The 23,543-nt window shown below is 75.2% G+C and carries 16 protein-coding genes; 13 read left to right on the top strand and 3 right to left on the bottom strand.

Annotated features, from left to right (window positions below; genetic code table 11):
• Window positions 1–110 precede the first annotated feature (110 nt).
• From ACFWOG_RS14030 to ACFWOG_RS14070, 9 genes are all read left to right on the top strand, one after another.
• Window positions 111–749 carry an NUDIX hydrolase gene (locus ACFWOG_RS14030; RefSeq protein WP_329882797.1) on the top strand — a complete coding sequence of 213 codons (639 nt, stop codon included), beginning with the start codon at window positions 111–113 and terminating at the stop codon, window positions 747–749.
• 296 nt (window positions 750–1,045) lie between these two features.
• Entirely contained in the window at window positions 1,046–3,445 is a 2,400-nt protein-coding gene (locus ACFWOG_RS14035) for an AAA family ATPase (protein WP_380358113.1), read from the top strand.
• A gap of 261 nt (window positions 3,446–3,706) precedes the next feature.
• Complete coding sequence (gene ald, locus ACFWOG_RS14040; protein WP_329882799.1) at window positions 3,707–4,822, top strand: alanine dehydrogenase; 1,116 nt, start codon at window positions 3,707–3,709, stop codon at window positions 4,820–4,822.
• A 511-nt stretch (window positions 4,823–5,333) separates the two neighbouring features.
• Window positions 5,334–6,401, top strand: coding sequence for a ParA family protein (locus ACFWOG_RS14045; RefSeq protein ID WP_329882832.1), 1,068 nt, complete (start codon window positions 5,334–5,336; stop codon window positions 6,399–6,401).
• Window positions 6,398–7,108, top strand: a complete 711-nt coding sequence (locus tag ACFWOG_RS14050; protein WP_329948047.1) for a hypothetical protein — start codon at window positions 6,398–6,400, stop codon at window positions 7,106–7,108. The genes ACFWOG_RS14045 and ACFWOG_RS14050 overlap by 4 nt, the downstream gene beginning before the upstream one ends.
• 560 nt (window positions 7,109–7,668) lie before the next feature.
• Window positions 7,669–8,652 carry a segregation and condensation protein A gene (locus ACFWOG_RS14055; RefSeq protein ID WP_380358116.1) on the top strand — a complete coding sequence of 328 codons (984 nt, stop codon included), beginning with the start codon at window positions 7,669–7,671 and terminating at the stop codon, window positions 8,650–8,652.
• 431 nt (window positions 8,653–9,083) lie between these two features.
• The gene (locus tag ACFWOG_RS14060) at window positions 9,084–9,677 is read left to right on the top strand and encodes an SMC-Scp complex subunit ScpB (protein WP_380358137.1); all 594 of its coding nucleotides are present in this window, start codon (window positions 9,084–9,086) and stop codon (window positions 9,675–9,677) included.
• Window positions 9,678–9,741: 64 nt separating this feature from the next.
• Window positions 9,742–11,130: a pseudouridine synthase gene (locus ACFWOG_RS14065; RefSeq protein ID WP_380358119.1), complete on the top strand. Its 1,389-nt coding sequence runs from the start codon at window positions 9,742–9,744 to the stop codon at window positions 11,128–11,130.
• A 316-nt stretch (window positions 11,131–11,446) separates the two neighbouring features.
• Window positions 11,447–12,430: a helix-turn-helix domain-containing protein gene (locus tag ACFWOG_RS14070; RefSeq protein WP_329882803.1), complete on the top strand. Its 984-nt coding sequence runs from the start codon at window positions 11,447–11,449 to the stop codon at window positions 12,428–12,430.
• Window positions 12,431–12,559: 129 nt separating this feature from the next.
• Here ACFWOG_RS14070 and ACFWOG_RS14075 read toward each other — a convergent pair whose 3' ends face one another.
• The 3 genes from ACFWOG_RS14075 to ACFWOG_RS14085 form a co-directional block, all read right to left on the bottom strand.
• Entirely contained in the window at window positions 12,560–12,922 is a 363-nt protein-coding gene (locus ACFWOG_RS14075) for a DUF952 domain-containing protein (RefSeq protein WP_329948044.1), read from the bottom strand.
• Window positions 12,923–13,078: 156 nt separating this feature from the next.
• Entirely contained in the window at window positions 13,079–14,773 is a 1,695-nt protein-coding gene (locus tag ACFWOG_RS14080; RefSeq protein WP_380358123.1) for a DUF4139 domain-containing protein, read from the bottom strand.
• 5 nt (window positions 14,774–14,778) lie between these two features.
• Window positions 14,779–17,118, bottom strand: coding sequence for a DUF4139 domain-containing protein (locus ACFWOG_RS14085; RefSeq protein ID WP_380358126.1), 2,340 nt, complete (start codon window positions 17,116–17,118; stop codon window positions 14,779–14,781).
• A 455-nt stretch (window positions 17,119–17,573) separates the two neighbouring features.
• Between ACFWOG_RS14085 and ACFWOG_RS14090 the strand changes: the two genes are divergently transcribed.
• The 4 genes from ACFWOG_RS14090 (at window position 17,574) to der (ending at window position 23,494) form a co-directional block, all read left to right on the top strand.
• On the top strand, window positions 17,574–18,659 hold the full coding sequence (locus ACFWOG_RS14090) for a prephenate dehydrogenase (protein ID WP_329882807.1): 1,086 nt from the start codon (window positions 17,574–17,576) through the stop codon (window positions 18,657–18,659).
• A gap of 184 nt (window positions 18,660–18,843) precedes the next feature.
• Entirely contained in the window at window positions 18,844–20,865 is a 2,022-nt protein-coding gene (locus tag ACFWOG_RS14095) for a hypothetical protein (protein ID WP_380358130.1), read from the top strand.
• A 253-nt stretch (window positions 20,866–21,118) separates the two neighbouring features.
• Window positions 21,119–21,832: a (d)CMP kinase gene (cmk, locus tag ACFWOG_RS14100; RefSeq protein WP_329948040.1), complete on the top strand. Its 714-nt coding sequence runs from the start codon at window positions 21,119–21,121 to the stop codon at window positions 21,830–21,832.
• Between the two features lie 207 nt (window positions 21,833–22,039).
• Window positions 22,040–23,494, top strand: coding sequence for a ribosome biogenesis GTPase Der (der, locus tag ACFWOG_RS14105; protein ID WP_329882810.1), 1,455 nt, complete (start codon window positions 22,040–22,042; stop codon window positions 23,492–23,494).
• Window positions 23,495–23,543 lie beyond the last annotated feature (49 nt).

Consider the following 23,543-nt stretch of genomic DNA (forward strand, 5'->3'; position numbering starts at 1 on the left):
CGCACCCCCGACCCGGCAATCCCAAGCCACCCGGCCGGGGCCCCCCCACGCCCGGGGGGCCCGCCGTCCGGCGTTAGATTGTGTCGTACTGACGAAAAGGGGAGACCGTGATGGACGACCGCAGCATCGCCGACGTGGCCGAGGAGTGGGAGGTCCGGGGGAGCACCACCCCGTTCCAGGGCCGGGTCACCGGCGTGCGCACCGAGGAGGTCCGGATGCCCGACGGCAGCTGGGCCCGCCGTGACTACCAGACCCACCCCGGCTCGGTCTCCGTCCTCGCCCTGGACGACCGGCAGCGGGTCCTCGTCCTGCGCCAGTACCGCCACCCCGTCCGCCAGCGGCTCTGGGAGCTCCCGGCCGGCCTGCTGGACGTCCCCGGCGAGAACCCGCTGCACGCCGCCCAGCGCGAGCTCTACGAGGAGGCGCACTGCAAGGCCGACACCTGGCGGGTGCTGGTGGACTTCTACACCTCGCCCGGCGGAACGGACGAGGCACTGCGCCTCTTCCTCGCCACGGACCTCTCCGAGGCCGACGGCGAGCGCTACCAGGCGCACGGGGAGGAACTGGAGCTGGAGTCCGCCCGGGTGCCGGTCGCCGAACTGGTCCGGCTGATCCACGCGGGCGAACTGCACAACCCCACCCTGATCACCGGCACCCTGGCGCTGTCCGCGGCGCTGCACGCCCCGGGCGGCCTGGACGCGCTGCGCCCGGCCGACTCGCCCTGGCCGGCCAGGCCGTTCCGGGACTGAACCCCCGGGAAGGCGTGACGCCACTCCGGGACCGGCGCCGTTCCGGGGCCGGTCCCGGAGTGGCCGGCTCCCCGGTACGGGTGTCCTTTCCCCGGACCGGGGAGCGCCCTTTTCCGGGACCGGCGGGTGCTCCGGGGCCGGCCCGGCACCGCGGGTTGATCCGCAGGGGTGATTTACCGGTTCGTACGACCGGATGTCACCCCGGTCGGGCCGGGCGGTCGAACTACGCTTCGCAGACAGGGCGCCCGTCCCGGGCCGCCTCCGCTGAGCGCTGGGTGACGTCGGGAGTGGCACGGGTGGCGAGGAAGACGGCGACGATGGAGGCCGGGCCCGGCGCGCCCGCCGAACGCGTTCCCGGGCTGGACCGGCTGCCCGCCGGCCCCGCCCTGTTCGTCGGCCGGCGCGCCGAGCTGGCCGCGCTCCGGGCCGCCGCCGGCCGACCGGCCGAGGGCCGCAGCCCCGTCCTGGTCGTGGCCGGCCGCCCCGGCTCCGGGCGGACCGCGCTGGCCGTCCGGTTCGCCGTCACCGTCGCCCCCGGATACCCCGACGGGGTGCTGTTCGCCCGCCTCTCCGCACCCGACGGCGGCCGGGTGCCGCCCGCCCGTGCCGCACGCCGGCTGCTGGAGCAGCTCGGCGCGGACACCGCCGGCGTCCCGCTGCCCGGTGCCGTCGAGGACGGCCGCGACGAGCCCGCCTGCGTCGCGCTGCGCGAGGCGCTGGCCGGTCGGCGCGTCCTGCTGCTGCTCGACGACGTCCGGGACGCCGGGCAGCTCTGGCCGCTGCTCGCCGACGAGCCCGGCTGCCTCGTCCTGGCCACCACCGCCGGGCCGCTCACCGGCATCGAGGACATCGACCCGGTCATTCTCGGCGGACTCGACCGGTCGGCGGCGGGCGAGCTGCTGGGTGACCTGGTGGGCGGGACCAGGATCGGCTGCGACCCGGTCGGCGGGGCCGATCTGGCGGAGGCCTGCGCCTCCCGGCCGGCGGCGCTGCGGCTGATGGCGGGATGGCTGCGCGGCAGTCCCGAGCTGGCGGTGACGGACGCGGCGCAGGAGCTGGTGCGGGCGGTCGCGGAGGCGGACGCGCGGGAGACGGCGCGGGGCGGGGCGCGCGGGGACGTGCGGGGCGGGGCGCCGGCGGGGACGAACGCGGGTCCGGGCGGGGGCGACGGGCAGCGGGGGAGCCACGGTGCGGCCGGGACGGCGGGCGTGGCGGGGCCGACGGGGGCGGCCGGTGGGCCGGAGAAGGGCGGCGGGACGAAGCCGCAGAAGCAGCCGAAGGGCGCGAAGCCGGGACAGCCCGGGCAGGCGGCGCAGTCGTCGCAGCCGTCGCAGCCGGGGTCGGACGGAGTGGAGAGGCAGGGGAGAGCGGGCGGGGCGGGAGGGGCGGGAGGGCCCGGAGAGGCGGAGGGTGCGGACCGGGGGCGCCGGGCCGAACGGAAGCGCGGTGAGGGCCGGTCCGGCCCTGCCGCAGGGCCTGCCGCCGGGCCCACTGCCGGGCCTGCTGCCGGGCCCGCTGCCTCGGGGCCGGTCGCCGGACCTGCGGCCCCGGCGGATCCGGTACCGGATCCGGCGCGTGATCCGGCGGCCTGGGTGAAGCCCGGTCCCGAGCCCGCCGAACCCGTCCCGGTCCCGGACAACGACCCGCTGATCGGCGCGTTCACCCTGACCTACGCCACCCTGCCCGCCGCCCAGGCCCGGATGCTGCGCGCGCTCACCCTGGCGCCCGCCCAGTGCGCGGACCCGCGTACGGCCTCCGCCCTGGTCGGCTGCCCGGCGCCGGAGGCCGCCGTGACGCTGGCCGCGCTCGCCGAACGGGAGCTGCTGACCGAGGAGCCCCCGGCCGCCGACGGCACCGCCCGCTACCGGGTGCCCGGCCGGCTCTACCCGCGGCTGGTCCGGCTGCGGGAGCAGGAGGACCGCCCGGCCGAGACCGAGCTGGCCCGTGCCCGGCTGCTGGAGCGGCTGGTCCGCCTCACCGAGTCGGCCCGGGCGCTCCTCGACCCGGCCGGCGGCAGCGGACCCGACCCGCTGCCCGGTCCGCTGCGGCTGACGTCCGCCGCCCACGCCCGGCAGTGGCTGCTCGGCGAGCGGGACCTGCTGCTCGGCGCCGTCGCCGACGCGATCGGCCAGGGCGACCTGGACGGCTCGGCCGGTCGGCTGGTCACCGCCCTGTTGCGGGCGCTCCCGCTGACCGGCGCGGCCGCGCCCGCCGATCTCCACCAGCTGCACGAGCTGGTCCTGACCGTGGCCGAGCGGCACGGCCGACCCCGCCGGGCCTCCGCCGCGCTGCTCAACCTGGGCGACCTGCAGGCCGCCGCCGGTGGCTGGGAGCAGGCCGCCGGGCACTACCGGGCCGCTCTGGAGCACGCCCGCGCCGCCGACGACGAGGCGCTCTGCGCCAGGGCCCTGGAGGGCGCGGCCGGCTGCCACCGGGCGCTCGGGGACGCGGTGCGCGCCGCCGACTGGTACGGCCGGGCGCTGGGCGTCCGGCAGTCCATGGGCGATCAGGCCGCCGAGGCCCGGTTGCTGGCCCGGGTGGCCGAGGCGCACACCGCCCAGCGCCGTTTCGAGGAGGCCGAGCGGGAGTACCGGGCGTCGCTCTCGGTGCTGCGGAGGCTGGGCGACGAGCAGGGCCGCGAGGCCGTCGGAGCCGCCCTCGCGGAGCTGCGGGAACGACTCGTCGCCGGGTGGTGAAGGGCGCTTTCGGAGTATTGTCGAACATGCCCGGTTGGCGTTGATTCGGCAGGAAGATCGTCATGGAAGCCTACGAACCTGCCAATGTGTCCGGCAAATTTATTCACTTTGGAAGGCTGACACGTCGCCTGGGCTTCATTACACTCGGACCTAGTCGCGCAGACAGCTGTGCCCCGGTGTCTTCCGGAGGCTTCCCCACGTGCGCGTCGCCCGCCGGTCTTCTCCGGTAGGGACCCCCAGGGCAAGAGGACGTGTTTAGCCGTGAAGGTCGGCATCCCCCGCGAGGTCAAGAACCACGAGTACCGCGTGGCCATCACGCCCGCCGGCGTGCATGAGCTGGTCCGCAACGGACACGAGGTCTACATCGAGGACAACGCCGGTCTCGGCTCCTCGATCCCGAACGAGGAGTACGTGGCCGCCGGCGCCACCATCCTCCCCACCGCCGACGAGGTGTGGGCCACCGCCGACCTGCTGCTGAAGGTCAAGGAGCCCATCGCGCAGGAGTACCACCGCCTGCGCAAGGGCCAGACGGTCTTCACGTACCTCCACCTGGCTGCCGACCGTGCCGGTACCGACGCGCTGATCGCCTCCGGCACCACCGCCATCGCGTACGAGACCGTGCAGCTCGCCAACGGCGCCCTCCCGCTGCTCGCCCCGATGTCCGAGGTCGCGGGCCGCCTGGCCCCGCAGGTCGGTTCGTACCACCTGATGCGCCCGGCCGGCGGCCGTGGCACCCTCCCCGGCGGCGTGCCCGGCACCCACCCGGCCAAGGCCGTCGTCATCGGCGGTGGCGTCTCCGGCTGGCACGCGGCCACCATCGCCATCGGCATGGGCTACGACGTGACCCTGCTCGACCGCGACATCAACAAGCTGCGCGAGGCGGACAAGGTCTTCGGCACGAAGATCAAGGCCATCATGTCCAACTCCTTCGAGCTGGAGAAGGCGGTGCTCGACGCCGACCTGGTCATCGGCGCCGTGCTGATCCCGGGCGCCAAGGCCCCGAAGCTCGTCACCAACGAGCTGGTCTCCCGCATGAAGCCGGGCTCCGTGCTCGTCGACATCGCCATCGACCAGGGCGGCTGCTTCGAGGACTCGCACGCGACCACCCACGCCGAGCCGACCTTCCCGGTCCACAACTCGGTCTTCTACTGCGTGGCCAACATGCCGGGCGCCGTCCCGAACACCTCCACCTACGCGCTGACCAACGCGACGCTGCCGTACGTCGTCGAGCTGGCCAACCGTGGCTGGAAGGACGCGCTGCGCCGCGACGCCGCGCTGGCCAAGGGCCTGAACGTGCACGAGGGCCAGATCACCTTCGGCGCCGTCGCCGAGGCCTTCGGCCTGGAGTCCGTCTCCCTGGAGAGCGTGCTCGCCTGAGGCTGAACACCCGGCCTCTCTGAACGGGCAGCCGCCCGCACGGCGGCCCGTCGGCCCCCGACCCGCTCCCCTCGGGCCGGGGGCTTCGCCATGCCTGCGAACAGGCGTGCCGACGGGGCCCCGGCCGGCCCGTGAACGAGGGGTGAACCCGGTGGTGACGGCGGGCGCGGCGCGGGCGGGTCGCTCTGTCGTCAATTTCCGTCGGTCGCGTCACCCGACCGCAGAAACGTTAGGGTCAAGGGCTCGCGCATCCCTTGACAGAGGGTCGCCTGATAGTCGACACATCCTGCCCACTACCGTGGATTGTGTTGCTGCGAACGCCTTGAACGGCCTAGAGTCGCAAACCGTCGGCATGCTGCCACGCTGACGAATCGACATAGAGTCCTGGATACCCAAGGAGGTAAGACGACTTGTGAATGAGTCGACATTTGCTCCCGGGGGTGGTCAGCCAGGACTGGCGGAGCACATCGCCGGCCAGCCGCGTGAGGAGTCCGGGGCCCGGCAGGCCACCGTGGGCTCGGCCGAGGTCGGCTCGGTCGCACTCCGTACCTTCGAAGCACGCCAGAACACAGCACAGGTGACCACGGTGACCGACTACGACGTCGACCTGCCGGCCCACGGCCTGGCCTACGGAGAGTTCGCCTACGGCGCCTACGACGACCCCGACGCCGAGTACGAACCGGATCCGGAGTACGCCGCCACGCTCGCCCCCGACGCCGCGCGTCAGCGCCGTGAGCGGGTCGGCCCGACCGGGCGCCCGCTGCCGTACTTCCCGATCCCCGCGCCGGTGGCCGAGCACGGTCCCGCGCAGATCATCGCGATGTGCAACCAGAAGGGCGGCGTCGGCAAGACCACGTCGACCATCAACCTGGGCGCGGCGCTCGCCGAGTACGGCCGCCGTGTGCTGCTCGTCGACTTCGACCCGCAGGGCGCCCTCTCGGTCGGCCTCGGCGTCAACCCGATGGAGCTCGACGTCACCGTCTACAACCTGCTCATGGAGCGGGGCCTGACGGCCGATGACGTGCTGCTGAAGACCGCGGTGCCCGGCATGGACCTGCTGCCGTCGAACATCGACCTCTCCGCCGCCGAGGTGCAGCTGGTCAGCGAGGTGGCCCGGGAGTCCGCGCTGGCGCGCGCCCTGAAGCCGCTGCTGCCCGACTACGACTTCGTCATCATCGACTGCCAGCCCTCGCTGGGTCTGCTGACGGTCAATGCGCTGACGGCCGCTCACAGCGTGATCGTCCCGCTGGAGTGCGAGTTCTTCGCGCTGCGCGGCGTCGCGCTGCTCACCGAGACCATCGAGAAGGTCTGCGAGCGGCTCAACCCCGAGCTCCGCCTGGACGGCATCCTCGCCACCATGTACGACTCGCGCACCGTGCACAGCCGTGAGGTGCTGGCGCGCGTCGTCGAGGCGTTCGGGGAGCACGTCTTCCACACCGTCATCGGGCGGACCGTCCGTTTTCCGGAGACCACCGTCGCCGGCGAGCCGATCACGACGTACGCGACCAACTCGGTCGGTGCCGCCGCCTACCGCCAGCTCGCCAGGGAGGTGCTCGACCGGTGCCGCCCCGCCGAGTGAGTCTCCCGGGTGCCGACGAGCTGTTCCGGACCACGGGCGGGATGGCGCTGTCGCCCTCCCTCGCGTCGCGTTCGGCCGCCGAGGCGCCCCGACCGGAGACCGCCAGGGCGGTCAACGGCACCGTCGACGCGGACGGTGCCGAGGGCGCCGAGGGCGTGGGCGGTGCGGAGTACGCGGAGGGCGGTGGCGAGGCCGCGGGCGGTGGCGCCGGCGGTGACGGCGGCGCGGCCGGGGAACCGGGCGAGCACCGGCGGGCCGTGCGCCGGCCGGCCGGTGCGGCGGGCACGGTGCCCGCGCCCGCGCAGCCGGGCGGCCAGGGCGGCGTAGGACAGGGCGTCGGCGGGCCGGGTGCCGGTGCCGGCGGTACGCAGGGCGTCGGCGGGCAGGGCGGCCGGGCCGCCGCACCGGGGCCGCGCCAGCACGCAGGCGCGGTCGAGGAGCCGGCGGCTGCCGGCGGACGGCCGAGGCCGCGGGGCCGGGCCCCGCGCCGTCCCACCGGGCGCGAGCGGCACGACGAGAAGATCACCGTGTACGTGTCCGCCGAAGAGCTGATGGACCTGGAGCACACCCGTCTCGTCCTCCGGGGCGAGCACGGCCTGGCGGTGGACCGCGGCCGGATCGTCCGGGAGGCCATCGCGGTCGTGCTGGCGGATCTGGAGCAGCGCGGCGAGGCCAGCATCCTGGTGCGGCGGTTGCGCGGGCGCTGACGCCCGGGGCCGCCCGTCGGCCCGTCGGAAGCCGCTCCGGCGCTCCGGCGCAGCGGAACTCCGGCGCATCGGGCCCAGCGGCACTCCGCCGGCCCGGTGGGGCCTGCCGGGGTCGTCGAGCTCCGCCTTCGGGGCCGCCGTCGTCGGCGCTCACCGATGTCCCGTGGGTGGTCCGGGCCTCCGGACGGTGCCCCGGTCGCGGCCGGGCCGACCCTGGACCGCGTCCTGGCGGCCCCTGAGCCACCCCTGAGCGGCGCTGAGCGGCTCCCGGGCCCCTGGGGGCGCCCCGGCGCGCGGAGGGCGCCTGAGGGCGGCCGAGGGCCCGGGGGACGGCGCGCGCCGACCTCGTCGGCCGCCGGTAGGCCGGTAGGGGCGTGGAGCCCCCGTCGAGCGTTCCGGGGCCCGGGGTGGGCCCGGGGTGGGTCCCCGGCGGGTCCGGGGTGGGCTTGCGAGGGGTCCGGCGGCCGGTGAAGTACTCCCGGCGGCGTGCGCGGCGGGTGCGGCGTGTCGGTGAGCCCCCGCACGGAGCGGGCGGCGGCACCGGGTGAAGATGGACCGCCATGTCGAGTACGCCCGAACCCTCCGCCGTCGCCGGGACCGCCCGGTCGGTCGAGGCTGTCGCCGCGCCTGCCGCGCCTGCCGCGATGGCCACCGGGGCAGGTGCCGGGGCGGGCGGCGGTGAGCCGCAGGGTGGCTTCCGGGTACGGCTGAGCAACTTCGAAGGCCCGTTCGACCTGCTGTTGAGCCTGATCGCCAAGCACAAGATGGACGTCACCGAAGTGGCGCTGGCGACCGTCACCGACGACTTCATGGCCCACATCAGGGCCATGGGCCCGGACTGGGACCTGGACGTCACGACGGAGTTCCTGGTGGTCGCCGCCACGCTGCTCGACCTCAAGGCGGCCCGGCTGCTCCCGGCGGCCGAGGTCGAGGACGAGGAGGACCTCGCCCTGCTGGAGGCCCGGGACCTGCTCTTCGCCCGGCTGCTCCAGTACCGGGCCTACAAGCGGGCGGCTGCGCTGTTCGGCGACCGCTGGGCCGCCGAGCTGTTCCGCCGGCCCCGGTCCGTCGGCCTGGAACCGCGGCACGTCCGGCTGCTGCCCGAGGTCGTGATCGGCATCGGCGCCGAGCGGTTCGCACAGCTGGCGGCCCGGGCGATGGTCCCCAAGCCGAAACCGGTGGTCTACGTCGACCACATCCACACACCGCCGGTGAGCGTGCGCGAGCAGGCGGGCCTGGTCGTCGGGCTGTTGACCGTGCTGGGGGAGGCGACGTTCCGGCAACTGGTCGCGGACGCGCCGGACGACCTGGTCGTCGTCGCCCGGTTCCTGGCGCTGCTGGAGCTCTACCGGGAGCGGGTGCTGGCCTTCGAGCAGCCGGAGGCGCTCGGGGAGCTGGTCGTGCGCTGGGTGGCCGAGGCGGACCGCGGGGCGGTCGACGTGACGGACGAGTTCGACCGGCCTGCCGGTGAAGGGCGGGCCGCGGACGGCCGGGCCGCGGACGTGCGGGCCGCGGAGGTGCGGAGAGAGGAGGGCTCGCGATGACGGTCGGGGCCGATGACGGACGGCGGGTGCCTCGGCGGCCGCTCGGGGTGCCGGGGCAGCCGCGGGCCGAGGAGTGGTTGGAGCCTGCGCCCACCGTCCCGGTGGAGCCCGCTGCCGGGACGGAGGGGCGGACGGTGGACGGAGCCCCGGCGGGTGCCGGCCCGGTGACCATCGGCGGCCTGGCGGGTGCTGGTGCTGGTGCGGGTGTGGCGGCGGGTACCGGCTGCGTCGGCGGTGCAGCTGTCGAGCCGGTCGTCGTGCACCAGAAGTCGGCTCCGTCGACTTCCGGTGCGGCGGAGCGGCCCGGCCCGGAGATGCCGGGGAGCCCGGACGGGCGGGACGGGGTCGTCGGCGCTGAACCGTGGCGGTCCGTGCCGACGGTTCCGTCGGCGGACGGGCCCGGACTGCGGGCGGAGCTGGAAGCGATCCTGATGATCGTCGACGAGCCCGTCGGAGAGGTGCACCTGGCGTCCGTGCTGGAGCGGTCGCGGGCGGAGGTGGCGGCGGCGCTGTCCGGGTTGTCCGCCGAGTACACCGCACAGGGCCGGGGCTTCGACCTTCGACTGGTGGCCGGTGGCTGGCGGTTCTACAGCCGGGCCGTGTGCGCACCGGCCGTCGACCGCTTCGTCCTGGACGGCCGGCAGGCCCGTCTGACACAGGCCGCGCTGGAGACGTTGGCGGTGGTCGCCTACCGGCAGCCGGTGTCCAGATCGCGGGTCTCAGCCGTCCGCGGTGTGAACTGTGACGGCGTGATGCGTACCCTGGTACAGCGAGGACTGGTGGAAGAGGCCGGATCCGAGCCCGAAACAGGTGCGATCCTGTATCGGACGACGAACTACTTCCTGGAACGGATGGGGCTCCGCGGCCTGGACGAGCTGCCGGAGCTTGCTCCCTTCCTGCCCGAGGTCGACGACGTGGAAGCGGAGTCCCTGGAGGGCACGATGATCGCGGAGGCGGTCGCCGCCGCTGCCGTGCAGGCCGTGGACGGCAGTGGCGAGGCCGGTCGGGCTGCGCCTGATCGGTAGGGGGCGGTGAGGTCGGCCGAAACGACCGCACATCCCAGACGGTAAACGACGTACGGACACTTTGATGCGTAGCAGTGGCAACGGCAGGAACAGCAGCGGCGGCGGCAGCGGTCGCGGCGGACAGGGCGGGGGCCGGGGCGGCTCCTACGGGGGCAGCGCCGGTCGTAGCGGGTCGGGCTCGCGCGGCGGTTCGTACGGCGGTGGGTCCGGTGGCGGGTCCGGTTCGTACGGCGGCTCCGGCGGCGGCTCCGGTGCGGGTTCGTCGCGCGGTGGCGGCTCGTACGGCGGGGGCTCCGGCTCCTCGCGCGGCGGCGGTTCGTACGGCGGGGGCTCCGGCTCCTCGCGCGGTGGCGGCCCCTCGCGCGGCTCCGGCCCCTCGCGCGGCGGTTCGGCCTCGCGCGGTGGTTCGTACGGCGGCGGGTCCGGGCGTGATGACCGTCGGGACGACCGTCGTGACGACGGTCGCTTCCCCGACCGGCCGCTGCGGCCGGAGGAGCGGAAGTACGACCGCCCCGAGTTCGGCGGCGGCCCCAACGCCACCCCGGCCCGCGGCGGCTTCTCCGGCCGTCGGCCCAACCCGGCCCCGCGCCCGCGCCGCGAGGGGCAGGGCGCCCCGGGCGACCCGCGCCGCCAGCCGCAGCGCTCGCGTGAGCTGCAGGCCCGGATCGAGGACGCGGTGCTCGCCCGGCACGACAAGCCGGCCGTGAAGCTGCCCAAGACCTTCGGCGAGCCCGAGGGCGAGCGACTGCAGAAGGTGCTGGCGCGTGCCGGCATCGGCAGCCGGCGCGCCTGCGAGGAGCTGATCGACCAGGGCCGGGTCGATGTCAACGGCAAGCGGGTCACCGAGCAGGGCAAGCGGGTCGACCCGGAGAAGGACGAGATCAAGGTGGACGGCCTGACCGTCGCCACCCAGTCGTACCTGTTCTTCGCGCTGAACAAGCCGGCCGGCGTGGTCTCCACGATGGAGGACCCGGACGGGCGGCAGTGCCTCGGCGACTACGTGACCAACCGGGAGACCCGGCTGTTCCACGTCGGCCGCCTGGACACCGAGACCGAGGGCATCATCCTGCTCACCAACCACGGTGAGCTCGCCCACCGCCTCACCCACCCCCGGTACGGCGTGACCAAGACCTACCTGGCCGCGATCCAGGGGCCGATCCCGCGCGACCTCGGCAAGAAGCTGGCGCAGGGCATCGAGCTGGAGGACGGGTTCGCCCGTGCGGACAGCTTCAAGGTGATCTCGAACGTCGGCAAGAACTACCTGGTCGAGGTGACCCTGCACGAGGGTCGCAAGCACATCGTCCGGCGGATGCTGTCGGAGGCCGGCTTCCCGGTCGAGAAGCTGGTGCGCACCCACTTCGGTCCGATCGCGCTGGGCGACCAGAAGTCCGGCTGGCTGCGCCGCCTCACCAACCCCGAGGTCGGTCAGCTGATGCACGAGGTCGGTCTGTAGACCGGTCGATTTCGGTGAGGTGCGTGCCGCTCCCGCGGGCGCCCCTCGCCGAGCCGGTCCGCAGGGTCCGCACCGGAGACGGTGGACCTGTGGACGGGTCCCCCTCGTGACGTGTTTCCGTGAGGGCCTCCCCGCCGTTCGGCGGGGAGGCCCTCACGCCGTTCGGCGGGTCCTGCTGTGAAGCGGGCCGCATCGTCCGGTGATCGTCTTGTCAGCGTCATGATCCGTGGCCGAAGATTGCCACCTGTCCGCGATCCGCCGAGTGGCGGGACTGCGCCACCGGCGCAGGGGCGAGAGGCGAACGGGGAGCGACGCCGTGTCCGATGCACCACTCAGCGCTCTGGGGCTGGCCACGCCGGACGGACGGGTCTACGCGGCGTTGGTGGCCAATCCACAGTCGACGGCCGAGGACCTGGCCGCCCTCTGTGACCTGAGCCTCCAGCAGAGCGTCCGCGCGCTGGACCGGCTGGCACAGCAGGGCATGGCCACCCGGGCCCCGGTGGACCGCCACCGCTTCCTGCCGGTCGCGCCCGACGTCGCGATCGGCACCCTGATAGGCCACCGCGAATCCGAACTGCGCCACGCCAGGGCCGAGATGCACCGGCTGATGGACGCCTTCCGGGAGGCCTCGCGGTACACCGACCCGGCCCACTCGGTCGAGGTGCTGACCGGTGGCGAGGCCATCGCGCAGCGGCTGGAGCACATCACCGAGACCAGCCAGTACCAGGTGCGGGGCTTCGACTGCCCGCCGTACATCCAGGACCCGGTGGCCAACATCCCCCTCCAGCGGCAGCGGATGAAGGAGGGGCTGCGGTTCCGGACCGTCTACGACCGGGAGGCGGTGGCCTGGCCCGGGCGGCTGGAGAAGAACATCCTGGCCGGGGTCGCGGACGGCGAGGAGGCGCGGGTCCGGCCGGTGCTCCCGATGAAGATGATCATGTCGGACGACCGGATGGCGATCATCCCGATCAGTGTGGGTGACAGCGTCCTCGACGCCGCCTACGTGATCCACCCCTCGGCGCTGCTCCAGGCGCTGGACACCCTGTTCGAGGCGGAATGGGAGCGGGCCGTCCAGTTGCAGGCGGCGATCGGCGCCACGGAGGAGACGCCGGAGCCGGAGGCCGACCACCGCAAGCTGCTCGGGCTGCTGGCGGCCGGCCTCACCGACGAGTCGATCGCCCGGTCGCTCGGCTGGAGCGCCCGGACCACCCAGCGGCGCCTCCAGAGCCTGATGCGCGAGCTGGGCGCCACCACCCGCTTCCAGGCCGGCATGGCGGCCCGGGAGCGGGGGTGGTTGTGACGCGGCCGGGTGGGGCGCGGTCGGCTGCGCGGCGGGTGGCCGGGCCGAGGCCGGGGGCCGGTCAGGGAACCGCCGGCCGGGGCGTCCCCGGCCGGTGAGCCGCAGGCCGGTGAGCCCCCGGCCGGGGCGTCAGCTCCAAGGGGTGAGGCCCGCCCAGCGGCCGTCCGGCCCGCGTTCGACCTTCGCCAGACCGACCACCGCCGTCCGGTTCAACCGGCCGTAGATGTGCGGGAACAGCACGCCGGGGGAGGCCCCGGGCGGCGGTGCGCCGTGCGGGGCCTCCCACTTGACCATCGGTTCCACCAGCGACTCCTCGATCAGCAGCGCCATCAGCGGTTCGGGGGCGTCGGCGTAGAAGGCGTTGGCCACGGCCAGCACGGTCTCCTCGTCCGCCGAGCAGTGGATGAACCCGTCGGTGAGCAGCGAGGCCGTGGCGTACGGCCGGCCCGGGTCGGCCAGCCAGTCGTCCAGGGGAGCGAGGTGCAGGATCATGTTCCTGTTGTACCTGAGCGGACGTCATGGCGACGGTTCGCGCGGGTCGGCCGGGTCGCGGGCGGTCGGGCCGAAGGAGGCCAAGCCACGGGCGGTCGGGCCACAGGCGGTCGAGCCACGGGGGGCGGGTCGACGGCGGGGCCGGGGACGCGGGGCTCACAGACCGGCCACCTTGGCGGAGGCCGAGATCTCGTACACCAGTGTGACGGCCCGGCGGGCGCCCGGGCCGAGCGGGACGTCCCAGCGGACGATGCCCTCGGAGTCGAAGGCGTCCGGGGCCGGCGAGCACTCCTCCTTGCGTAGCCGCACCTCCACCGCCGACACCTCGGAGACCGGCACCCGTTCGCGCACCGCGACCAGCTGCTCGTCCCGCTCCTCCGGCCCGGAGAACCGGGAGAGGTAGAGCCGGACCGTGCGGGTGGTGACCGAGCGCTGGCCGAGGCCGGCGGTGGACTGCCGCTCCTCCGTCTCCCGGACCACCCGGTAGCCGTCGGAGCTGCCGAACGACAGCTCGGTGTCGGCCCCCGTGGCCGTGAACGGCAGCTCACCGCGCCCGGTGAAGCCGCTGCCCCGGACCAGCTCGACCGGCCCCGCGAGCAGTGCGTGCCCGGCCGCGTTGCGGAACCTGACCACCTGGGTGACCAGCGGCGACAGCTCCGGCGCGCACGCGTACTCGCTGCGCGCCGGGCCCGTGAAGGTGCCCAGCGGCACCCGGTGCGCCCGCCCGTCGGACGGCACGGTGGCGGGTGCCGGGGCGGGCAGCACCCGCACCTCCCCCCCGTCGTCCACGCCCGGCACCGCCCCGGTCGGGCCGAGCGTGGAGACCTCCTCCTCACGCAGTTCGACGTCGACGGTGCGCCGCTCCTCGGTGGTGCGCTCGCGCAGCATCAGCAGGTCCTCGACGAGCGCGGGCGGTTCGGCCGCCAGCGCCGAGCGCGCGGTGGAGAAGGTCAGCCGGGCGCCGGTCCAGTCCTCCCCGGTGCGCTGCCAGACCACCGCCTCCGACTCCAACCGCAGCTCGCCGTCGGTCAGGGTCGCCCGGTAGGAGGGCCGCCAGAGCGCGCACGGCACCAGGTGGCTCACGGTCAGCCGGGCGGGCCCGGCCGCCGCGGCCTCGACGGTGAGGTCGAGGTGCGCGACCAGCTCGGCCGGCTGCTCCTCGGCCTGGTCGAGGGCGGTGAGCGCCTGGGACCGCTGCTCCTCCAGTTCGCGCAGCCGCGAGCGGGTGGCCCGCAGCTCCTCGCCGTACCGCTCCCGTTCGGCGTCCACCCGGGCCAGTTCGCGCGCCCAGCGGGTGCGCTCGACCTCGCCGGCGCCCGCGCCCTCGCCGACCTCGCGCAGCAGGTCGGCGGAGAGCTGAGCCAGCAGGCCCAACCGGGCCTCCAGCCGTTCGAGCAGCCTGCCCTCCGCGCGGGTGTGCTCGTCCAGCCGGTGCAGGCGGTGGCGCAGTTCGGAGTCGTCCGGGCCGGGCGGCAGCGGTGCGCGCGGGGTCCAGGCGCGCACGATGCGGGCGTCCAGGACACGGACGCCCGGGGTGTCGGCCTCGGCGCGCAGGGTGCGGTCGACGGCCAGGGCGGTGAGCGGGCCGAGGCGCAGCCGCTGGATGCCGGGGGCCAGCTCCAGGGTGACGGTGCGCTCGACCTGGCTGCGGTCCTCCAGGCAGGTGACGGCGGTGACGGGGAGAGGGTGGACGGTGACGGCGGGGACGGTGCCCCCGGGGGCGGTGACGGCGGGGACGGTGCCCCCGGGGACGGTTTCGGCAGGGGCGTTGACGGCGGTGGCGTCGGCCGCGGCGGGATCGAGGGCCGTGCGATCGGGGGCGGGTGTCCTCGGGAGGGGGGTATCGGTCATCTCGTTCAGTTCCTCCGGTTTCCGCCGACGATGGCCTTTCCGGCCGGGATTCTGATCTGGTAGCCGCCGTCGAGCTCGGCCCGGCCGCCCGGCGGCAGCTCGACCCGCCACAGCCGGCTGCTGGGCGGGCACTCCGGCGAGGGCTCGGTGGGGGCGCGCCAGTCGGCCCGCTCCTCGATCCGGATCTCGGAGTCGGAGCTGACCGGCACCCGTTCGCGGACCTCGACCGTGACCGGGCGACCGAGCCGGTTGGCCAGTTCGACGTGCACCCGGTGGTCGAGCACGGTGCTGTTGTTCAGCATGCCTGCGGTGGACTCGCGAAGCTCGGTGCGGCGCGTCACCTCGACGGACTCCGCGACGCCGATGCCGAGTCGGCTCACCCCGCCGGGGGCGAGGGTGGGCAGGGCCGCGGTGAGCAGGAACTCGTCGTCGACGGTCACCTCGACCGGGCCGGCGAGCACCGCCCGGTCGGTCGGGTTGGAGACCAACAGGGTGGCGTAGACCTTCTCCTCGACGGCGGGGACGGTCACGTACTCGGGACGGACGGACACCGGGATCTCGTCGATCGTGACGGTGTGCCAGGTGGCGTCCGAGGGGATGTCGGCGGGCGCGGCGGCGTCGAAGCGGTGGTCGAAGGAGCCGGCCGACACCCGCGGGGGCACGGCGTGCCGGGGCAGCGCCAGATGGTCGATGCCCGCGACGAGGTGGCCGACGCCCGGCCGGGCGGAGGGCCGCGGCGCGGACCGCTGCAGGGTGCCCCGGACCCCGGAAGCGGAGTCCGGACCCAGCAGGACGAGCGCCGGGTAGTCCAGCAGCAGGGCGTCGGGGACCGGCGGACCGGCGGGCACCCCCGGGCCGCCCTCCTCGTACCCGCCGGCGGCGGCGGCCGAGTCGAACCGCGACAGGAGGTCGTCGCCGACGCCGAGGCCCTCCGGTGCGGCGGCCCGTCTGCGGCTCGCGCTCCCGCCCCGCGCCCCACGGGCACGGGAGGCGACCGGAGCCGGCGGGGGCGGGGGCGCGCCGTACCCGGCGAAGCCGAGAGCCGGCGGGGCGGCGTGCGGTTCGTCGTAGGCGGAGAGGAGGCCGCCGGCCGGGGCGGCTCCCGGGGCGGCGGGCGCCGGCGGAGGCAGCGCGACGGCCGGGGCGACCGGACCGGCGAGGCGGGGCCGCGGGGCGGCTCCGGCGATCAGTGGGCGCGGCAGCCCGGGGCGCGGGCCGACCGCGTCGTAGCCGGTGAACAGGTCGGCCAGGCCGCCCGGGGGCTCGCGCCAGCCCGAGGGCGGCGGGGCGGGCTGGCTGCGGCCGATCCGCAGCGAACGCAGCTTGGGCAGGTCGGTGCGGCGGTCCAGGTCGGCGGTGGAGAGGGCGAGCCGGACGCCGCTCCAGTCCTCGCCGGTCAGCTGGGCGACGGAGGCGCGCAGGACCAGTCGGCCGGTGTCGGCCCCCTGCGCGTACGACAGCCGGTAGGAGGGCACCCAGCGGGCGGTCCGGACGGTGTACTCCAGCTCGATGTCCAGGTCGGCGGTGCTGGTGGGGGTGGCGGTGCCGGGGGTGTCGTGGTCGCTGCCCGGCGGCGTCGCCGTGAGGGTGAGCAGAACGGTCGCCGAGACCTCCACCGGCCGGGCCGGGCCGGCCGTGGACGAGCGGTTCAGTTGATCGGTGAGCAACTCGGTCTCGTGATGGGCGAGTTCGATCTCGCGCGTCAGCTCCTCCGCGCGCTGCTGGAGCCCGGTGAGGCGTTCGTCGACGAACTCGGCCAGCTCCAGCCAGGCATCGGCGGGCGTCCGGCGGAGCGGTTCGTCGCGGCGGCGCTGCGGTGGGACGGCGCGCAGCGCGGCGGTCTCGGCGACGGCGGCGAGGATCAGCCGCTGGCGCTCCCGGACGGCGTGCTCGCGCTCCCGGGCCTCGTTCAACTTCTTTCGGAGCTCGGGGAGTTCGGTGGGTTCGCGAAGTTCGGCGACCGGTTCGAGGCGGGCTTCCGTGACGGCGGTGCCGGCCGGGCCGGAGAGCACCCGGGCGCGCAGCGAGTGCCCTTCCAGGGCCGTGGGCAGCCCCGTCAGCCGGAGCCGTCCGCCCGGCGGTACGGCCACCCGGGCCCGGCGGCGGCAGACCGCGCCGACGGCGTGGACGACGACCGAGTCCAGCACGGACGGCACGGACGGCACCGCGGGGGCGGTGCGGACGGGCGGTGCGGGGGGTGCGGGCGGCGCGGTGGGCGCGGTGGGGTCGACCGGACCGGAGTCGGCCGGGTAGGACGGGGGGCTGGTGGGAGTGGAGGATTCCGGCCGTTCGCCGTGGTCCCCGTCCTGCGGTCGATGCTGGTCGCTGCTGTGCTGATCGTTCACCCGGCCAACCCCTTCGTCTCGTACCGTCGGCGCCGATCGCGCCAGGGCCTCCCCTTGGGCGGCCCATCCTGCCGTGCGTCGGCGCTCCCGTCCCCGGATTTCGCCGTGCGCGGCGTACGGGCGCCGTGGCGTGCGCTCCGTGGCGTGCGTTCCGTGGCCCGAGTGCCGGGGAGCCGGGCGCTTTCGCGCGGGTCGTGTGTGGGGACGGGTGGGAGGGCCGTCCGGTTGCGGTCGCGGTTGCCCTCGCGGTTGCCCTCGGGGGCTCGGTCGCGGTCGCGGTGTCCGTGCGGACGACGGGGATACGAGAGGATGGGGCGGACGTGTCCGACCGATCCGGCGCCGTCCGGAGCCGTTTCGTCCGGTGCGGTCCGTCCGGGCCGTCCCGGGCCCGTACCGCTCCGCCCGGTTCCGTTGTCCCGCTTGCCCGTTCGTTCTGCGAGGAGAGCCAACCCGCCATGCGCACAGCCGTCGTCGTCGGTACCGGACTCATCGGCACCTCCGCCGCGCTCGCCCTCACCGGAAGAGGTCTGACCGTCCACCTGGAGGACGCGGACCCGGACGCCGCCCGCACCGCCGAATCGCTGGGCGCCGGCATCACCGAACCGGCCGACGGTCCGGTCGACCTGGCGATCATCGCCGTCCCGCCCGCGCTGGTCGGCAAGGTGCTCGCCGACTGCCAGCGCCGCGAACTGGCGCGCTTCTACACCGACGTCGCCAGCGTCAAGGCCGGCCCGCGTGCCGACGTCACCGCGCTCGGCTGCGACACCGTCCACTACATCGGCAGCCACCCGATGGCAGGGCGCGAACGGTCCGGCCCGCTGGCCGCCCGCGCCGACCTGTTCGAGGGCCGCCCGTGGGTGCTCACCCCCACCGCGGACACCGACACCGAGACGCTGAACGCCGTCCTCGAACTGGTCGCGCTCTGCGGGGCCATGCCGATCGTCATGGACGCCTCGGCGCACGACCGTGCGGTCGCCCTGGTCTCGCACGCCCCGCAACTGCTCTCCTCGCTGGTCGCCGCGCGGCTGGAGAACGCCGACGAGACCGCCATAAGGCTCTCCGGCCAGGGTGTCCGGGACGTCACCCGGATCGCGGCCTCCAACCCCGGGATGTGGGTGGACATCCTGTCCGCCAACGCCGGCGCCGTCGCCGACGTGCTGGACGAGGTGGCCAACGACCTCGGCGAGACCGTCGGCGCGCTGCGCGCGCTGCAGGCCGCCGAGGAGCGCGAGCGGCGGGGCGGTGCGGCCGGGATCGAGGCCGTCATGCGGCGCGGCAACACCGGCCAGGCCCGCATCCCCGGCAAGCACGGTGCGCCGCCCACCCGGTACGAGACGGTCGCCGTCGTCCTCGGCGACCAGCCGGGCGAGCTGGGCCGGCTCTTCGGCGAGGTCGGTGCGGCAGGCGTCAACATCGAGGACGTGGACATCGAGCACTCGACCGGCCAGCAGGTGGGATTCGTCCAGCTGTCGGTGGCGCCGGGTGCGGTGCGGCCGTTGACGGCGGCGCTGCGGGCCAGCGGGTGGAGCGTGCGGGACTGAGCCGGGCCCGGAGCGGCCCCTCCTCCGGGGCAGGGCGCCGACGGCGGCCCGATCGTTCGGCAGGCCGCGCCGGGGGCGCCGCCCGAACAGGCGTCGGCGGCCGCAGTGGGCCGCGGTGAGCCGCGGTGAGCCGCGGTGAGCCGCGGTGAGGGTCGACGGGCTGGGGAAGGAGAGAGGGCGGCGGGTGGGTACGACGACTGCGGCGGTCGAAGCGGAGGAAAGGATGTCCGCCTGGGCGCTGCGGCGGGCGGTTGCCCGGCTCCGCACCGACCTGCGCGCACCCGGACGGGGCGGGGAGGCCGTGCCGGGCGCCGTACCGCTGCTGGTCCGCATGCTGCGGTCGGCGCGCGGGCGGACCCGCGCGGAGGCGCTGAGGCTGCTGACGGAGCTCGCGGAGCAACCGGCGGCGTACTGGTGGCCGATCGCGGACCTGGGCGGGACGGCGGTCCTGGCTCCGGTGGTGCCCGAGGTCGTCCGGTCGGTCGCGGATACGGACCCTGACGTCCGGGCGGCGGCCCCGCCGGTGCTGAAGTGGCTCGGTGCCGACGAACCGGCGGTGCCCGCGGCGCTGCGGGCCCAGGCCGGGCGCGAGACGCACGCGGGCGTGCTGGCGGGCCAGCTGGCAGTGCTGGTGGCGCTGCTGCCGGAGGCGACCGGGACGTCCGGGGCTGGGTCGGCCGGGGCTGGGTCGGCCGGGACGGGGGACGGAGCCGGGACCGGCGAGGAACCCGATGATCCGGACCGGTACCAGTGGTTCGCTCGGTGGCTCGGGCATCCGAGCCCCACGGTGCGGCTGGCGGCGCTGGCGGGCAGGCTCCGGCTGAGGCCCGGAACGGACGACACGGGGCTGGGCGCCCTCGCGGCAGCGGCGCTGACCGACACGGAGGACCCCGGACGGCCGGCGGTCGGCCTTCTCCACACCATGACCGCCGAGGCACTGGCCGACCGCCCGAACGAGAGCCGGGCCCTGGCCGACGCACTGTTGCGAACGGAGCCGAGCGGCCGGCAGTCGGCGGGACAGCGGGCCGGCTGGGCCCTGGACCGCGCCGCCCGGACGGTCACCGACCGTCGGGCCGACACCGCCGATCTGTACGCCCTGGCCGCACGGCACCTAGACCATCCAGGCTGGCAGGCCCGCGAGAGCGCCGCGCGGCTGCTCACCGAAGCCGGCTCGGCGGCGGCCCCGTACGCGGACCTGCTCGCGCAGAGGCTCTTCGCCCGCCTCCCCACCCACCACGGGAGGCCGGAGGCGTTCGCGCTGGCCCACCTCGGGGACCCGCGGGTGCTGACCTACCTGCGGCACCGGCTCTGCGGCTCCGGCTACGACCTCGCGATCGGCCGGCTGGTCGGCTCCCACCCCGGCGAGGCCGACACCCTGCTGCCCGCGGTCGAAGTCGCGCTCCAGGAGGAGGGCGGAGGCGCGCGGGCGGGCGCGCTGGAGGCGCTGGCCGCGTGGGGACCGGTCGCGGCCCCGGGCGTGCCGCGACTGGTCACGCTGCTGGAGACCGGGGAGGCCCGCCGGACCGCCGCAGCGCTCGGTGCGATCGGCCCGGCGGCGGAGCGGGCCGCACCGCGCCTGCGCGAGCTGGCGGACGGTGTCGGGGTGCCCGCCGTCGGGGCGCAGCGGCCGCGCGACCCGCGCGCACTGCCCTGGCACGGTACGCAGACGGCCGTCTGGGCACTCTGGCGGGTCACCGGCGACCACCTCACGGCGCTGGAGGTGCTGGGCGCCGCCGCCGAGGCCGGTCCCGGCCGGCCGCACCTGCCCTACCTGGCCGACCTCGGCCCGCGGGCGGTCCGGCACGCCGGTGCCGTCCGCGCGCTCCTGACCTCGCCGGGGGAGCGGACCCGGGTCGAGGCCGCGCACGCCTGGTGGCGGCTGACCGGTGAGCCCGGGCCGGCGGTCGACGTACTGGTCGGCGAACTGACCGGCGAGCGGGCGGCGGCGCGGCGGCTGAGGGGCGCCAGGGCGACAGCGGGCCCGATGGGGCCCGCACGGGCCGCGGGCGAGTACGACGACGAGCTGTCGGCGGTGCTGCGCCACCTCACCGCGATCGGCCGACCGGCCGACGCTGCGGTGCCGGTGCTGGAGGCGTACGTGGAGGGTCACGAGCGGATGCTGGGCGGGGCGGTACTGACGCCCCTGCGTGACGAGCGGCTGACGGCGGCGGCAGGCGAGGCGTTGGCGGCGATCCGGGGCGACTGAGCGCGAGCTGAGGGGGGTGGGGGGCTGCGGGTGGGCGGTCGGTGACGGGTTCGGGGACGGTTCGGAGCGGGCCGCCCGGCGACCGGGAGCGTCGGGCGGCGGTGCTGGGGCGGATCTGGCCTGCCCGTGGACCGGCCCGGGCACCGACTGGGTCGGGGTCGGGCGGCGTTCCATTAACCTTGGGGGAGACACTCCCCCGGCTTCCCCCTGGTTCGGGTCGCCATGCGCAGAGATTCAGAGAGAGGTTCGTGCCGTGGATACTGCCGACCGAGCGCACGCCCCGGTCGTCGTCGCCATCGACGGACCCTCCGGCTCCGGCAAGTCGACCGTCTCCCGGGCGGTCGCCGCCCGGCTGGGGCTGAGCTTCCTGGACACCGGTGCGATGTACCGGGCGATGACCTGGTGGATGCTGGCCAACGACGTCGACGTCGACGACCCCGAGGCAGTGGCCGTCGCCTGCGGCAAGCCGGTGATCGTGTCCGGCACGGACGCGCACGGCCCGACCATCACCGTCGACGGTCAGGACGTCGCCGGTCCGATCCGGGGCCCCGAGGTGACCGCGCACGTCAGCGCCGTCGCCGCGGTTCCGGCCCTGCGGACCCGCTTGGTCGAGCTGCAGCGCGGCTGCGCCGAGGTCGCCGAGCGCGGCATCGTCGCGGAGGGCCGGGACATGGGAAGCGTGGTCTTCCCCGACGCGACCGTCAAGATCTTCCTGACCGCGTCGGAGACGGCCCGCGCCGAGCGCAGGGCGGCCGAGCTGCGTGCCAAGGGCGTGGACGAGGCGACCATCACCGCGATGGCCGCCGACCTGGCCCGCCGGGATGCGGCCGACTCCTCGCGGACGACCGCCCCGCTCACCCAGGCCGCGGACGCGGTCCGGGTGGACACCAGCGAACTCACGCTGGAGCAGGTGATCGACACGATCGCCGCCCTGGTGGAGGAGCGGGCCGGGTTCTCCGCGGTCTGACCGGGGCCGTCGGCCTCCGGGCCGACCGTCCGATCCACCCGGTGACGTCGTCGCCGGGTGACCACCACCGATGAACGGGTGCCGCACCGGCACCTGGACGAACGGGTGCCGACACGGCACCCGGACAACAATCGCGCTGCCCCGGTGGGGCAGGTACGCACGGCACGCCCCTGGGAAGGGCCGGGCCGGGAAACGGACAACACGAACATGACCGCAGAGCACTCCACCGCCGGACACGGCGAGCTGGACGCCGCCGAGTACGCCGAGTTCATGGCGCTCGCCGCCGAAGAGGGGTTCGACCCCGAGGACGTCGACGGCCTCGGCGACGGCAGCCACCTGCCGCTGCCGGTGCTGGCCGTCGTCGGCCGCCCGAACGTCGGCAAGTCGACCCTGGTCAACCGCATCATCGGCCGCCGTGAGGCCGTCGTCGAGGACAAGCCCGGCGTCACCCGCGACCGCGTCAGCTACGAGGCCAGCTGGAACGGCCGCCGCTTCAAGGTCGTCGACACCGGCGGCTGGGAGATCGACGTCCTCGGCATCGACGCCATGGTCGCGGCCCAGGCCGAGCTGGGCATCGAGACCGCCGACGCGGTGCTGTTCGTCGTGGACGCCACCGTCGGCGCCACCGACACCGACGAAGCCCTGATCAAGCTCATCCGCCGGGCCGGCAAGCCGACCGTCCTGTGCGCCAACAAGGTCGACGGTCCGTCCACCGAGGCCGAGGCCGCCTACCTCTGGTCGCTCGGCCTCGGCGAGCCGCACCCCGTCTCGGCCCTGCACGGCCGCGGTTCCGGCGACCTGCTCGACGCCGTGATGGCCGCGCTGCCCGAGGCCCCGCCGCAGACCTTCGGCGACGCCGCCCTCGGCGGCCCGCGCCGCGTCGCGCTGATCGGCCGGCCGAACGTCGGCAAGTCCAGCCTGCTCAACAAGGTCGCCGGCGAGGAGCGGGTGGTCGTCAACGAGGTGGCCGGAACGACCCGCGACCCGGTCGACGAGCTGATCGAACTCGGCGGCAAGACCTGGAAGTTCGTCGACACCGCCGGTATCCGTCGCCGCGTCCACCTGACCGCCGGCGCCGACTTCTACGCCTCGCTGCGCACCTCCGCCGCGCTGGAGAAGGCCGAGGTCGCGGTCGTCCTGGTCGACGCCAGCGAGACCCTCGCCGAGCAGGACACCCGGATCATCACGATGGCCGTCGAGGCCGGGCGTGCCGTCGTCATCGCGTACAACAAGTGGGACCAGCTCGACGAGGAGCGCCGCTTCTACCTGGAGCGCGAGATCGAGCGCGACCTCGTCCAGGTGCAGTGGGCACCCCGGGTCAACGTCTCGGCGAAGACCGGCCGCCACATGGAGAAGCTCGTTCCGGCGATCGAGACCGCGCTGGAGGGCTGGGAGACCCGTATCCCGACCGCCCGGCTGAACGCCTTCCTCGGCGAGCTGGTCGCGGCGCACCCGCACCCGATCCGCGGTGGCAAGCAGCCGCGCATCCTGTTCGGCACCCAGGCGGGCACCCGCCCGCCGCGTTTCGTGCTGTTCGCCTCGGGCTTCCTGGAGGCCGGGTACCGCCGGTTCGTCGAGCGCCGGTTGCGTGAGGAGTTCGGCTTCGTCGGCACGCCGATCTCGATCTCCGTGCGTGTGCGGGAGAAGCGCAAGAGGAAGTAGTAGTAGTCGTCAGGCAGGTGTGCGGAGGCCCCGCCACCCGGTTCCGAGA

Origin of the sequence: Kitasatospora sp. NPDC058406 (assembly GCF_042722765.1) — a bacterium.
Lineage (GTDB): Bacteria > Actinomycetota > Actinomycetes > Streptomycetales > Streptomycetaceae > Kitasatospora.

Coding starts and splice junctions, on each gene's coding strand:
- ACFWOG_RS14030 (WP_329882797.1), top strand. CDS start 111: ATGGACGACCGCAGCATCGCCGACGTGGCCGAGGAGTGGGAGGTCCGG.
- ACFWOG_RS14055 (WP_380358116.1), top strand. CDS start 7,669: ATGTCGAGTACGCCCGAACCCTCCGCCGTCGCCGGGACCGCCCGGTCG.
- ACFWOG_RS14060 (WP_380358137.1), top strand. CDS start 9,084: ATGATCGTCGACGAGCCCGTCGGAGAGGTGCACCTGGCGTCCGTGCTG.
- ACFWOG_RS14065 (WP_380358119.1), top strand. CDS start 9,742: ATGCGTAGCAGTGGCAACGGCAGGAACAGCAGCGGCGGCGGCAGCGGT.
- ACFWOG_RS14075 (WP_329948044.1), bottom strand. CDS start 12,922: ATGATCCTGCACCTCGCTCCCCTGGACGACTGGCTGGCCGACCCGGGC.
- ACFWOG_RS14080 (WP_380358123.1), bottom strand. CDS start 14,773: ATGACCGATACCCCCCTCCCGAGGACACCCGCCCCCGATCGCACGGCC.
- ACFWOG_RS14090 (WP_329882807.1), top strand. CDS start 17,574: ATGCGCACAGCCGTCGTCGTCGGTACCGGACTCATCGGCACCTCCGCC.
- der (WP_329882810.1), top strand. CDS start 22,040: ATGACCGCAGAGCACTCCACCGCCGGACACGGCGAGCTGGACGCCGCC.